This is a genomic window from Pseudomonas sp. GW822-FHT01E03 (assembly GCF_058802985.1).
In genome coordinates, this window is record NZ_JBXAOQ010000009.1 from 1 (window position 1) to 12,509 (window position 12,509).

The 12,509-nt window shown below is 58.7% G+C and carries 12 protein-coding genes; 8 read left to right on the plus strand and 4 right to left on the minus strand.

Features of this window, described 5'->3' with window-relative positions; genetic code table 11:
- Positions 1-227 precede the first annotated feature (227 nt).
- Both AC1RP7_RS18475 and AC1RP7_RS18480 read left to right on the plus strand, forming a co-directional pair.
- Complete coding sequence (locus AC1RP7_RS18475; RefSeq protein ID WP_492588649.1) at positions 228-1,154, plus strand: LysR substrate-binding domain-containing protein; 927 nt, start codon at positions 228-230, stop codon at positions 1,152-1,154.
- 58 nt (positions 1,155-1,212) lie between these two features.
- Entirely contained in the window at positions 1,213-1,578 is a 366-nt protein-coding gene (locus tag AC1RP7_RS18480; protein WP_090453683.1) for a 5-carboxymethyl-2-hydroxymuconate Delta-isomerase, read from the plus strand.
- 3 nt (positions 1,579-1,581) lie between these two features.
- Here AC1RP7_RS18480 and AC1RP7_RS18485 read toward each other — a convergent pair whose 3' ends face one another.
- The 3 genes from AC1RP7_RS18485 to AC1RP7_RS18495 all read right to left on the minus strand — a co-directional run bounded on the left by AC1RP7_RS18485 (position 1,582) and on the right by AC1RP7_RS18495 (position 4,749).
- Positions 1,582-2,520, minus strand: coding sequence for a LysR family transcriptional regulator (locus tag AC1RP7_RS18485; protein ID WP_493183136.1), 939 nt, complete (start codon positions 2,518-2,520; stop codon positions 1,582-1,584).
- A gap of 113 nt (positions 2,521-2,633) precedes the next feature.
- The gene (locus AC1RP7_RS18490; protein ID WP_493183134.1) at positions 2,634-3,551 is read right to left on the minus strand and encodes a DMT family transporter; all 918 of its coding nucleotides are present in this window, start codon (positions 3,549-3,551) and stop codon (positions 2,634-2,636) included.
- Positions 3,552-3,564: 13 nt separating this feature from the next.
- A complete protein-coding gene (locus AC1RP7_RS18495; RefSeq protein ID WP_489339955.1) occupies positions 3,565-4,749 on the minus strand; it encodes a cyanate transporter in 1,185 nt (394 codons plus the stop codon).
- 497 nt (positions 4,750-5,246) lie between these two features.
- Here AC1RP7_RS18495 and AC1RP7_RS18500 point away from each other — a divergent pair, with 497 nt between their 5' ends.
- The 5 genes from AC1RP7_RS18500 (at position 5,247) to AC1RP7_RS18520 (ending at position 11,177) form a co-directional block, all read left to right on the plus strand.
- Positions 5,247-6,629 (plus strand): glutamine synthetase family protein, encoded by a 1,383-nt coding sequence (locus AC1RP7_RS18500; protein ID WP_349737002.1) that lies wholly within the window; start codon positions 5,247-5,249, stop codon positions 6,627-6,629.
- A 190-nt stretch (positions 6,630-6,819) separates the two neighbouring features.
- On the plus strand, positions 6,820-8,469 hold the full coding sequence (locus tag AC1RP7_RS18505) for a phosphoethanolamine transferase (protein ID WP_493183138.1): 1,650 nt from the start codon (positions 6,820-6,822) through the stop codon (positions 8,467-8,469).
- Between the two features lie 232 nt (positions 8,470-8,701).
- Positions 8,702-9,835 carry a ribonuclease D gene (gene rnd, locus AC1RP7_RS18510; protein ID WP_057716007.1) on the plus strand — a complete coding sequence of 378 codons (1,134 nt, stop codon included), beginning with the start codon at positions 8,702-8,704 and terminating at the stop codon, positions 9,833-9,835.
- Complete coding sequence (locus tag AC1RP7_RS18515) at positions 9,832-10,125, plus strand: YcgL domain-containing protein (protein ID WP_057716006.1); 294 nt, start codon at positions 9,832-9,834, stop codon at positions 10,123-10,125. The genes rnd and AC1RP7_RS18515 overlap by 4 nt, the downstream gene beginning before the upstream one ends.
- 119 nt (positions 10,126-10,244) lie before the next feature.
- Positions 10,245-11,177, plus strand: coding sequence for a D-2-hydroxyacid dehydrogenase (locus AC1RP7_RS18520; protein ID WP_102671295.1), 933 nt, complete (start codon positions 10,245-10,247; stop codon positions 11,175-11,177).
- 123 nt (positions 11,178-11,300) lie between these two features.
- Here AC1RP7_RS18520 and AC1RP7_RS18525 read toward each other — a convergent pair whose 3' ends face one another.
- Positions 11,301-11,894, minus strand: coding sequence for a nitroreductase family protein (locus AC1RP7_RS18525; RefSeq protein WP_340314871.1), 594 nt, complete (start codon positions 11,892-11,894; stop codon positions 11,301-11,303).
- A gap of 164 nt (positions 11,895-12,058) precedes the next feature.
- On the opposite strand from AC1RP7_RS18525, the gene AC1RP7_RS18530 reads away from it, so the two are divergent.
- Complete coding sequence (locus AC1RP7_RS18530; protein WP_008015986.1) at positions 12,059-12,508, plus strand: YcgN family cysteine cluster protein; 450 nt, start codon at positions 12,059-12,061, stop codon at positions 12,506-12,508.
- Position 12,509: the final 1 nt, after the last annotated feature.

Consider the following 12,509-nt stretch of genomic DNA (forward strand, 5'->3'; position numbering starts at 1 on the left):
CCATGTGAGAGTAGGTCATCGTCAAGATTAAATTCCGAAACCCCTATCTGCGTATGCAGGTAGGGGTTTTGTTTTTGGCGTCCCTGTAGGCGCGAGCTTGCTCGCGATGGGCCTCAGTGCGAAATATCCCCTGACAGCCCGCATCAGGCTGTTGGACCTGTGTTGGATAGACGGCAGTCGCACCAGCTACCTAAACTGTCAGCAGATTTTTTGGATCGGGGCAGTGGATGAATCGCAATGAACTTCGCAAGGCGGATATCAACCTGATGGTGGTATTCGAAACGCTGATGCTCGAACGCAATGTCACTCGGGTGGCGGAGAAGCTGTTTCTCGGTCAGCCTACCATCAGTTCGGCGCTCAACCGCTTGCGTGCGATGTTCAATGATCCGCTGTTCATACGCGTTGGCCATCGCATGGAGCCAACGGCACGGGCCGAGGAGATCATCAGGCACCTGTCGCCGGCGCTGGATTCCTTGTCCGTGGCCTTGAGCCTGACCCATGATTTTGACCCGGCCAGCAGTACGATGTCGTTCCGCATCGGGTTGTCCGACGATGTCGAGTTCGGGCTGTTGCCGCCATTGTTGCGAGCGCTGCGCCAGGAAGCGCCCAGCGTGGTGTTTGTGGTGCAGCATGTCGATTACTGGCGGATTCCCGACTTGCTGGCAGCCGGCGATATCACGGTAGGTATCAGCCAGACCCGTGGCTTGCCGGCCAATGCCAAGCGCAAGTTGTTGCGACACATCCAGCCCAGCATTTTGCGCGCCGATGCCTCTGATACACCGCTGACCCTCGATGAATATTGCGCGCGACCGCACGTGCTGGTGTCCCATACCGCCAACGTCAGTGGCTATGCCGACGAGTGGCTGGCGGATATCGGTCGCACACGCCAGGTGGTGCTTTCGGTGCCGCAGTACAGTGCATTGCCGGCCCTGCTTGCCGGCACCGACCTGATTGCCAGTCTGCCGGACTACACCGCTGCGGCGATGGCTGCATCGGGAATGCTGTTCAAGGAACCCTTTCCCTTCAAGACACCGACCCTGGATCTATCCATGGTCTGGCTCAGCCATGTCGATAGCGACCCTGCCGAGCGCTGGTTACGTTCGCGCCTGGAGGCGTTCATGAGTGAGCGTGCCGTATTGCCGCTGCCCGAATGAACAGGGTGGCGCTGTGTTATATGTACGACCTTTCCACCCCACTTACAGGAACCCACTCATGCCTCACCTGCACATGGAATACACCGCCAACCTGACTGATCTGAATGCCGAAGTGGCATTGATGCGGTTGAACAATACGCTGGTGGCTTCCGGTCAGTTTGCTGCCGAATTCGACATCAAGAGCCGTGCGATCAGGGTCGAGGCGTTCAAGGTCGGTACTGCATTGGCTGAACGGGCGTTCGTGCATGTGAAACTGGCACTGTTGAGTGGTCGTTCCGCACAGATCAAGAAACAGCTGTCTGAAAGCCTGTTGGCGGTGGTGCAGGACGTGTGTGAGTGGCCAAGCGGCGTTGAAGTCCAGTTGTGCGTGGAAATTCTCGACATCGATCGCGATTCCTACAGCAAGACCGCCATCAGCAACTGAGCATCAGGCCGTTTCCTGCTCGAAGCAGGCCTGGATCACTTGCGCTCGCAGCCAGGTGTTGGCGCTGTCCTGATCAACACCCAGGTTCCACTGCATGTCGAGGGTGAAACCCGGCAGGCCAGCGGGCGCTTCACAGTGATTGAAGGTGTCTGCACTGGCCAGCAGTCGCTGAATGCGTCGGGGCAGGGTCAGGGCATAGTCGGTGCCGGTAATCAGCTTCAACGCTGCGCTGTAACTGTTGGCGCGTGCGACGATATGGCGCTGTTGTGCCTGCTGCGCAAGCCAGCCGTCGACCATGTTGGTGGCGGACGTCCAGGGTGTCGGGAACACGTGTCGACGTTCGACATAGGTTTGCAGGCTCAAGCGTGGTTCTGCCGGCGTGGCGCGTTTGTCGAAAACACACACCAGGTCATCTTCGAGCAGCGTCTGCGATTTGAAATCGACGTGACTGCGATGAAAGTTCGGGCCGAAGCACATCACCAGGTCGAGGCTGCCTTCGCGCAACGCTTGGGCAGGGATATCGGCCTGGAGTTTGAACACATTGACCATCACCGGAAGATCGGCGAGGTCGAAGGTTTTCAACAAGCGCGGCAGGATCAGTTGCTCGAAATATTCCGGGGCGCAGATGTTGAAGGTCACGGGTTGCAGGCCTGGGTCGAACGTGGGTAAGCCGGCGTGACACAGGTTGATACTTTCGAGGATTTTCAGCACGTGAGGGTACATCGCGCCGGCCTTGCCGGTGGGCTGCATGCCGCCGGTGCGAGTATTGATGAACAGTTCGTCCTCAAAACTGGCGCGCAATTTTTTCAGGCAGTAACTCACGGTGGACTGGCTGACGCAAAGCGTCTCGGATACGTCGGTGACGTTGTTCTGCTCATACACGGCGACGAATACCATGAGGTCCTGCATGTCGAGCTTTCTAAGCGAATTACTGTTCAGCATCCATTCCATCTCGCTGCGTCCCTTGCGCTGACCGTGTGCAAGGGTGGTGAATTATCCTAGCGGAATGGGCGAGCAGGGAGAATGCCTTGCAGGACGTTTCGCCCAAGGCCGTGTCAGCCCTGGACCATCGCCGACACGGCGCGGCGGCTGGACATCAATAGCGCGAACATGCCGAGGCCCACCAGCACCGCGCCGGTCATTTCCAGCGGCAGCGGCGTCTGGTGTCCCCATAGCCAGTGGAACAAGGTGATGAACAGCGTGCTCAGATAGATGTAGGAAATCACCGAGGACGGCGCGATCACGCCGATGGCCCGGTGCAGCAGCCAGAACGTCGCCAGGGTGGCGAACACTGCCAGGTACATCAGCCAATAGAAGTCGTTGAGCGTTAGTAATGATGCCGAACGCCAACCGCCACTGAATCCACAGAACACCAGCAGAAACAGCGCACCGAACAGCATGTTCCAGAACGTCATGGACACCGGTCCGCGTCCCTTGAGGCTATTGGCTTTCAGACGCTGGCTGAGGGGGGCGTAGAGCGCCATCGCCAAGCAACCGATGCCGTACACCGTCAATGCATAGGGCGATGGCAACTCGCTGGGGCCGATGCCTTTCATGATCAACAACACTGCCCCGGCAGCGGCGAGCAGCATCGGCATAATCCGTTGTTTCAGACGGCTGTCAGGTGTGAGCACGGCTTCGAAACCCAGGGTCATCAGTGGCACCAGCGTGAACATCGTCCCGGTGTTGACGGCCGAGGTGTAGCGCAACGCTTCGAACAGCGAACCGAAGTACAGCGCCAGCAGCAGGCCGAGCACCGCGTGACCAAACAGTGCGCGGGCGGTCATGACGGCATCGCCTTTGAGCAGCAACAACGGCAGAAACACCAAAGCGCAAAACAGCAGGCGTAAACCCGTCAGCAGGATCGGGTCGATGGCCTGGCTGACTTGCGCCGCCGCGGAAAACGATGCGGCGATCAACAAGGCCCAAAGCAGCATGCTGGCGTGAGCGACGGCGAAAACGGTGGTTTTCATGGCAGGCTCCGGGTCAATGGATGTGGCGGGCGTAGTGCCTTGGGTTGAAGCGCAAAACCATCAGCATCATCAGCGCCATGACCGCCGTGAGCGACCACCAGGCCCATTCAAAGCTGCCGAGCTGGTCGCGGATGATCCCCGCCAGCAGCGGCGACAGGCCGGCGATCAAGTAGCCGATGCCTTGCACGAATGCGGTCAGGCCGCCAGCACGCAATGGATTGTCCAGGTGATCCAGCGATACGATCAGGCTCATCGGGAACAGGCCGCCAATGCCCAGCCCCAGCAGGCATGGCCACAGCAGGCTCAAATGCCGTGGGCTCAGAATCAGTCCGCAGAAACCGGCGATGATCAGTGTCAGCAATACCATCAGCACGACGCGGCGGTCGCGGCTGCGGTTGGCGATGACGGGCGTCAACAGACCCGACAGCACTTCCATGGCGGTCAGAAAACCGAGCAGCAATCCGGCGTGTTGCTCGCTCCAGCCCTTTTCTACGTAGTAAGGCGCCAGCCAGGCCAGAACACAGGTGTAGGACGCAGTGCCCAGGCCAAAGAAAATCGCGAGTAACCACGCGCGGGAATTGGCAAAGTACGAACCTTTGCCGGATGCCCTCGAATCCAGTGTTGGCATCCCCGCGCTTTGGCTGCGCCAGAAGAGCAATGCCAGCACAGCGAGAACGGCCCAGATCGCCAGGCCCATACGCCAGCTGCCGGTACGCTCCATCACCAGCGGCGCAAAGGAGGCACCCATGGCCGCACCGCCCATGATCGATGTGACGTAGAGCCCCATGCACAGCGCAACGTGGTCGCTGAAGCGGGATTTGATCAACGCTGGCATCAGGGCCTGGATCAGGGCGATCCCGACACCGGCCAGCACCGCGCTGAGGAGCAACTGCGGGGCTGAATCAAGGAACAACCGCGAAAGCGTGGCCACGCCGATGATCAGCAACGAGAAGACTACCGTGCGTTGATCGCCGAATCGCTGACTGACGCGCAGGCCGACAAACATCGCCAGCCCCATGGCCGTCACCGGCAACATTGTCAGCAGTGAAGCCTGGCTGAAGCTCAGCGCAATGTCGTCGCGAATCGCTGAGAGCAGCGGCCCGACAGCGGCCATGGAAGGGCGCAGGTTCAGGGCAACCAGGACAATGCTGAACATGAGCCAGAGGGCAGGGCGGGAAGTGGCTCGGGTGTTTTCCATGATCGGACCTTGATGAATAGCAGGCGATTAAGGCGCGCGAGGCCCGAAGGGCGCAAATCAGAAAGTCCGGGGTGGTATTTAGAAATCAAATACAGGCCTTCTCCCCACTGAAGGCAGCACAAAACAGCCAAATGTTTAGCCAGACGACATCCAAGGTTCTTCAAATCCTGATTTAACGACTTAAGCCATCGTGTGACGCTGCGGGTCATCTGTTTTCTGCGGTTCTCTCTATGGACGGTTGGCCAGTCGCAATCCACTGCAAGGCATCCCGCGGCGTTCGAGCGTCGAGCCTTGGTCGTCGATTCACGCCTGCCACCGCGCCAAACCTCTCTGCACTTCCTTCTGAACTGGCTTTTTGGGCGCTGTGGCATTGCCGCCATGCGCGCCCACCGGATTCCTGCTTTTTCCGCTGATTGTTCCTACCTGTTCCGCTTGATGGCGGGATTAAAGTGCGGGTGCTTTTGCGTACCCGTCTGACACGGAAAAAGAGAGTTCCCATGAGTTGTGCCACGACCTCGTTTGCCACCCGGCAAGAAGCCCTGACCTTTCTGGAGCAGAACCCGGATATTGAAATGTTCGAGCTGTTCATCCTCGACAACAACGGTGTGCCGCGGGGCAAGTTGCTGCATCGTGACGAGTTGCTGGCGGTGTATGAAAGCGGGCGACCATTGCCGAGCACCATCCTCGGCCTGAGCATCAACGGTGATGACGTGGAAAACTCCGGGCTGGTCTGGGATGTCGGTGATATCGACTGCCGGGCCTACCCGATCAGCGGCAGCCTCACGCGTATGCCATGGCGTCTGATACCGACCGCGGCCGTGCAGGTCAGCATGCACCCAACGGAGGGAATGCCCGCCACTATTGCCGATCCCCGTCATTTGCTGGCGAAAGTCATCGAGGGTTTGCAGGCAGACGGTTATTACCCGGTCATGGCGGCGGAATTGGAGTTCTACCTGCTGGATCAGCAACGCGACAGCAATGGCCGGCCGCAACCGGCACGGGATGTCGATGGCGGGCGTCCGTACGGCACCCAGGTCTATGGTTTACGCGAGCTTGAACAGATCGAGCCGTTCCTGGCCGATCTCTACAGTGCCTGCAAACTCCAGGGGATTCCGGCGCGCACGGCCATTTCCGAATACGCGCCGGGGCAAGTGGAGATCACCCTCGAACACCGCACCGACGCACTACAGGCGATGGATGAAGCGGTGCGCTACAAGCGTCTGGTCAAAGGCGTGGCGCACAAGCACGGCATGACAGCCTGTTTCATGGCCAAGCCTTTCGATGATCTTGCCGGCACCGGGATGCACATGCACGTGAGCCTGGCGGACAAGGACGGCAACAACCTCTTCGCCAGCGAAGCTGCGGATGGAACGCCGCTGCTCAAGCAGGCCGTCGCCGGCATGCTCAGTACCTTGCTCGATTCGCTGTTGCTGTTCTGCCCCAACGCCAACTCCTACCGGCGATTCCAGGCCAACAGCTATGCGCCCCTGGCGGCCACCTGGGGCGTGGACAATCGCACCGTGAGTTTGCGCGTACCTGGTGGGCCGGCGTATTCCCGGCACATCGAACACCGAATCTGTGGCGCAGATGCCAACCCCTATCTGGCGGCTGCGGCGATTCTGGCCGGTATTCATCGCGGCATCCGCGAACAACTCGATCCTGGTGCGCCGGTGGAAGGCAATGGCTACGCCCAGGCCACGAAACTGTTGCCGACAGACTGGCTGACCACCTTGCGATCACTGGAAGGTTCGAGTTGGGCCAGGGAAGCCTTCGGCGGTGAATTCCTCGGCGTCTACCTGGCGGTGAAACGCGCTGAGTATCGTCAATTCATGGGGGAGGTCGGTGAACAGGACTGGCGCTGGTATTTGCATCAGGCCTGAGTCGAATCTGAATCGGGGCTGAACCATTCTCAAATAGTCTGAAAGTGTCAGGCGGACTTAATAAGCCAACTAATTGTTGGCTTATTTTTCACAAAAAATTGATTGTTGGCTACCTAAAATTACAGCTGTCTTGGTAAATGAAATTTTCACATTTGCCGAAGATACTTACTTTCAGGATCCGCCAAATATCATGCTTAAGATTAAAGCCGTGCGCCCTGAATGGGTGACACTGATTGCCAGCACGTTTTTGTTAGTCGGCTTCAATTACGTACTTTGGCAACACCTGTTCGAAATCACCGCATCCGATGGCAAAGGCATCGTCATGCGCGCGGCCTTCGGGGTGATGATCTTCGCGGCCTTCAACATTGTGCTGACCCTGCTGGCATTCCGGCCGGTGCTCAAGCCGCTCCTGACCCTGCTGTTCATGACCAGCGCGGGCGTGGTGTATTTCATGAGCCAGTATGGTGTTTTGATCGATACCGGCATGTTGCGTAACTTCGCCGAGACCAATGCAACGGAAGTGCGTGACTTACTGTCGCTCAAGTTGTTTGTTTATATTTTACTGCTCGGCGTTTTGCCGTCCTGGCTGTTGTGGAAGACACCGATTAATTATCGTCGTTGGCACCGTGAACTGCTCAGTAAAGTTTTGGTGACTTTTGCCTCGGCAGCAGTCATTGGTGGAGTTGCACTGGTTAACTATCAAGGCCTGTCTTCGTTGTTTCGCAATCACCACGAGTTACGCCTGATGGTGGTGCCAAGTAACTACATTGGTGCCTCGGCTGGCTTCTTGCGCGAGCAGGTTGCGTCTGCACATCAACCTTTTGTGAAGCTCGGTGAAGATGCCCGGCGCAATCCAGCCTGGCAAACTCACGGGCGCAAATCCCTGACGGTACTTGTCGTGGGTGAAAGTGCCCGGGCGGAGAACTTCGGCATCCTTGGCTATAGCCGCGACACCACTCCGAAGCTGAGTAAGGAAGATGGCCTGATCGCTTTCACCGATGTGCACTCCTGCGGTACTGAAACCGCCGTATCGGTGCCTTGCATGTTCTCCAACATGGGGCGCAAGGACTACAACGCCGGCAAGGCAAAGAACGAAGAAGGCCTGTTGGACGTGCTCAAGCATGCGGGTATCGACGTGATCTGGCGTGACAACCAGTCAGGCTGCAAAGGTACGTGCGATCGCGTCACCCTTCAGGACGTCAGCAATCTGAAGGACCCGGCGCTGTGCGCCAACAGTGAATGCCGCGATGAAATCCTGCTGCAAGGGCTGCAGCATTTCATCGATACCCTGGACAAGGATACGGTATTGGTATTGCACCAGATGGGCAGCCACGGTCCTGAGTACTTCAAGCGTTATCCGAAAGAGTTCGAGCGCTTCACCCCGGTTTGCGAGAGTAATGCCCTGAACAATTGCAGCCGCGAAAGTATCGTCAATGGCTACGACAACACCCTGGTCTATACCGACCATGTACTGTCGACCTTGATCGATCTGCTGCGCAGCAACCAGGACAAAGTGGATACCGCGATGCTGTATCTGTCGGATCACGGCGAGTCCCTGGGTGAATACAACTTGTTCCTCCACGGCACTCCCTACATGCTGGCACCGGAGCAGCAAAAGCATGTCGCCATGTTTGCCTGGTTTTCCGACAGCTATAAAAAGTCGTTTGCGCTAGATACCCGCTGCTTGCAACAGAGCCGTGAAAAGTCCCTCAGCCAGGACAACCTGTTCCATTCGATGCTTGGGCTGCTGGAGGTCGACAGCAAGGTCTACCACCAGGATCTGGACATGTTTGCCGGATGTCGTCGTCCAGTGACAGACGGCGTGTTGGCCAAGGAATGATCTCCTCTGACTCTTTTTCACGCAGCGGCCGTCGACCTGGTTTTTGACAGGTGTTGGCCGAACACGGTGATTCTCGCGACGGTTCCAGGTGCTGGGTAAGACCAGCTAGCTCGGCTTTGTAGGACTATTCTTTATGTCACGCAGTAATTTTCGCTAATGCTCTTGTTCAGTGGATGCGCGGAAATCGCCGGGGGCGATATATACTGCGCGCCATTCTTCAAGGGAGAGCCGTGTGGCCATCGATATTCACTGGATTCGCGACAACGATAGCCTCGGACGGTTGTGTGCCGAGTGGCAACAGTTGCCATTCGTTGCCCTCGACACCGAATTCATGCGGGTCGACACCTTCTACCCAATCGCCGGCCTGCTGCAGATCGGTGATGGCGTTCGCGCCTATCTGATCGACCCGCTGACCATCGACAACTGGCAGCCATTGGCCGCTTTGCTGGAAAACCCTGCGGTGGTCAAAGTTGTCCACGCGTGCAGCGAAGACCTCGAAGTCCTGCTACGCCTGACCGGCAGCCTGCCGGCGCCGCTGTTCGATACGCAACTGGCTGCCGCTTATCTGAACCTTGGTTTTTCCATGGGCTATTCGCGGCTGGTGCAGGAAGTGCTCGGCATCGACCTGCCCAAGGGGGAAACCCGTTCCGACTGGCTGCAACGCCCGCTTTCCGAAACCCAGATCAGCTATGCCGCCGAAGATGCCGTGCATTTGGCTGAAGTTTTCGTAAAACTGCGTCCAAAGCTTTCCAACGAGAAATACGCCTGGGTCCTGGAGGATGGCGCCGAGCTGGTGGCCAACCTGCGCCGCGAGATCGACCCGTACGAGGTCTATCGCGATGCCAAGCTGGCCTGGAAGCTGTCTCGCGCCCAACTCGCCGTTTTGCGTGAGCTCTGCGCCTGGCGTGAAAAGGAAGCCCGGGCGCGCGACCTGCCGCGCAACCGGATCATCCGCGAGCATTCGTTGTGGCCGCTGGCGCGTACGCAACCGGATAACCTCGGCGCCCTGGCGAAAATCGAAGACATGCACCCACGTACCGTGCGTCAGGACGGCGAGTTTCTGCTTGATCTGATCAAGCGCTCTGGCAGTGTGTCGCCTGATCAATGGCCGCCAGCCGTGCCGGAGCCGTTGCCGGTGGATGCTGCTGCGCTGCTCAAACAAATGAAGGCCATAGGCCAGGCCGAAGCCGAGCGCCTGAACATCGCGCCGGAACTGATGCTGCGCAAGAAAACCCTGGAAGCGCTGCTCAAGAGCGGCTTCCCCAATGGTCCCTACCAATTGCCTGATTCGCTGCGTGGCTGGCGCCGCGAATTGATGGGCCAGGCGCTGCTCGACAGCCTGGCCACCGCCGGAGAACAGCCTTGAAACGTATTTGCTCCATCTACCGCAGCTCGAAAAGAAACGAAATGTACCTGTATGTGCTCAAGAGCGATGCTCTGGAGCGCGTGCCGGATACCCTGATGGCAGCCTTCGGCAAGGCCATCCACGCGTTCGACCTGGTGCTGAGCCCCGAGCGCAAGCTGTCGCGCGAGGACATCACGGTCGTGCTGGAAAACCTCGAGAAACAGGGTTATCACCTGCAAATGCCGCCTGCCGAAGACGAGTACATCGAGCACTTGCCGGAAGAATTGTTGCGTCGCAACGATCCGATGTGAGCGGCAGACAGACTCTGTTCAGAGTGGTTATGAAACACTGATTGATTTTAGCGATGGCAGCATCGACGGAGCACTGCTCTGTCGGCGGCCGTCTGCACTGTTTTTGAAAGGTTTGAAGCATGCGCGTCCTGATTGCTGAACACGACCACCCCGTGTACGCCCAACTGTTGCGCGAGGCGGCACCGGACCTGGAGGTACTGACCAGCGGTGATTCCGCCGAACTGGCCAGCCAGGCCGCCGATTGCCCGGTGTGGCTCGGCCAGCCTGATTTGCTGGCGACCCTGTTACGCCAGGGTCATCAACCGCAATGGCTGCAATCGACCTGGGCCGGCATCACGCCGCTGCTGGCCGATGGCTTGCCGCGGCACTATCGGCTGACCCGTGCAGTCGGAATCTTTGGCCAGGTCATGGCCGAGTACGTGCTCACGTACATGCTCGGTCACGAGCGTGAAGTGCTGGCGCGACTGGTCAGCCAGGTCGAGCGCAAGTGGGACAGTCGCCAGGTCCAGAGCCTGGCGGGGCGCAGGGTGTTGATCGTCGGCACCGGTGATATCGGTCAAAGTGTCGCGCAGTTCCTCGTGCCGTTTGGCGTCGAACTGTATGGCGTTGCCAGCAGCGCACGGGAGCAGGCACCGTTTATCGAAGTTGGTTCGATGGCGGATTTGCCGCGGCTGGTCGGTGAAGTCGATTACGTGGTCAATCTGTTGCCGAACACGCCGGACACCCACGATGTCTACGACGCGGCGCTGTTCAAGCAATTCAAGCCGACCGGGTTGTTCATCAACGCCGGGCGCGGAGTGGCGGTGGTTGATGCGGATCTGGTGGATGCCTTGAAGGAAGGGCATCTGGCGGGTGCAGTGATCGATGTGTGCCGTCAGGAACCCTTGCCCCAGCGTCATCCGTTCTGGACGGCCTGGGGCCTGCTGCTGACCGGCCACAGCTCGGCCCCGACTTCGCCTTCGATGATGGTGAAGCTGTTTGTCGAGAACCTGCGGGCTTATGAGGCGGGAGAGGCGTTGCGCGGGGAAGTGGATTTCGATCGCGGGTATTGAACACACCCTCAAAAACTGTGGGAGCGAGCTTGCTCGCGATGAGGCTGGTACATTCAACATCAATATTGACTGTCCTACCGCTATCGCGAGCAAGCTCGCTCCCACAGGGATTTTCAGTATGGCTCAGAGGGTGAAGTCACCTTCGGCCGCCAGTTCGCTCAACGGACGACGCGGGCTGGGTTCTTCACGGGCTTGCAGATATTCCGCCAGGCTCGCCTTGTCCCCCAGCTTGCCCACCGCGACGGCGGCGTGCAGGGCGTAGCCTTCAGGAATGTTCAGCGCCTTGCGGGTCAGCTCCTGGTCGAAGCCGGCCATGCCGTGGGTGTGCCAGCCGCTCAGGCTCGCTTGCAAGGCCAGGTGGCCCCAGGCGGAACCGGTGTCGAAGGTGTGCCACAGGGCCGGGGTTTCTTCGGCGGCGCCAGGCACGGCGAAGGTGGTTTTCGAAATCACGATCACCAAGGCCGAAGCATGTTGCGCCCAGCTGCGGTTGAATTCGTTCAGCAGGCCCAGGTAACGCTCCCAGTTCGGCGTGTCGCGACGTGCGTAGAGAAAGCGCCAGGGTTGCGAGTTGTAGGCCGAGGGTGCCCAGCGGGCGGCTTCGAAGAAGCTCAGCAGGGTTTCCTCCGGAATCGTTTCGCCAGTGAAGGCGCGGGGCGACCAGCGATCGGTGAACTGAGGGTGAATGGCGTAATCGGCAACGCGTGGGTTGGCACTCATCAAGAGATTCCTGGCTACGTTTGAAAGTGGGAGCAACACAAAACCCTACTTGGCAGCGCAAAAACTGACAAGCCCGGCGTACCGGCAGTCGCCAATGCTTGGCCCGCGGAGCTGCGGGCACTAGACTGGCGGCCTTTTCACCACCTGATGTCGATACTCGAACCATGGCCGCCAAAGTAGAACCGTTCTGGATACGCAAGACCCTTGATCAACTCGATCAGGAGGAATGGGAGTCGCTGTGCGACGGCTGTGGATTGTGCTGCCTGCAAAAGCTTGAAGACGAAGACGACAACAGCGTCTATTACACGCGCATCGCCTGCAAGTTGCTGGACCTGAAAACCTGCCAGTGCACGGACTATCCCAACCGCCGTGACTCGGTGCCGGACTGTATCCAGCTCACACCGGGCAAAGCCGACGAATTCAAATGGCTGCCACCGACCTGTGGCTATCGCCTGGTTAGCGAAGGCAAGGACCTGCCGTTGTGGCATCACTTGGTGTGCGGTGATCGCGATGCCGTTCATCACGAGCGGATTTCCCAGTCCGGGCGCATGCTCGCCGAAGGCAGCGTACCGGAAGATGATTGGGAAGATCATCTGATTTTCCGCGCAGGCTGAT

Excerpts from the sequence above, each read along its gene's own strand:
- AC1RP7_RS18475 (WP_492588649.1), top strand. The coding sequence starts at position 228 with ATGAATCGCAATGAACTTCGCAAGGCGGATATCAACCTGATGGTGGTA.
- AC1RP7_RS18480 (WP_090453683.1), top strand. The coding sequence starts at position 1,213 with ATGCCTCACCTGCACATGGAATACACCGCCAACCTGACTGATCTGAAT.
- AC1RP7_RS18485 (WP_493183136.1), bottom strand. The coding sequence starts at position 2,520 with ATGCTGAACAGTAATTCGCTTAGAAAGCTCGACATGCAGGACCTCATG.
- AC1RP7_RS18490 (WP_493183134.1), bottom strand. The coding sequence starts at position 3,551 with ATGAAAACCACCGTTTTCGCCGTCGCTCACGCCAGCATGCTGCTTTGG.
- AC1RP7_RS18495 (WP_489339955.1), bottom strand. The coding sequence starts at position 4,749 with ATGGAAAACACCCGAGCCACTTCCCGCCCTGCCCTCTGGCTCATGTTC.
- AC1RP7_RS18500 (WP_349737002.1), top strand. The coding sequence starts at position 5,247 with ATGAGTTGTGCCACGACCTCGTTTGCCACCCGGCAAGAAGCCCTGACC.
- AC1RP7_RS18505 (WP_493183138.1), top strand. The coding sequence starts at position 6,820 with ATGCTTAAGATTAAAGCCGTGCGCCCTGAATGGGTGACACTGATTGCC.
- AC1RP7_RS18520 (WP_102671295.1), top strand. The coding sequence starts at position 10,245 with ATGCGCGTCCTGATTGCTGAACACGACCACCCCGTGTACGCCCAACTG.
- AC1RP7_RS18525 (WP_340314871.1), bottom strand. The coding sequence starts at position 11,894 with ATGAGTGCCAACCCACGCGTTGCCGATTACGCCATTCACCCTCAGTTC.
- AC1RP7_RS18530 (WP_008015986.1), top strand. The coding sequence starts at position 12,059 with ATGGCCGCCAAAGTAGAACCGTTCTGGATACGCAAGACCCTTGATCAA.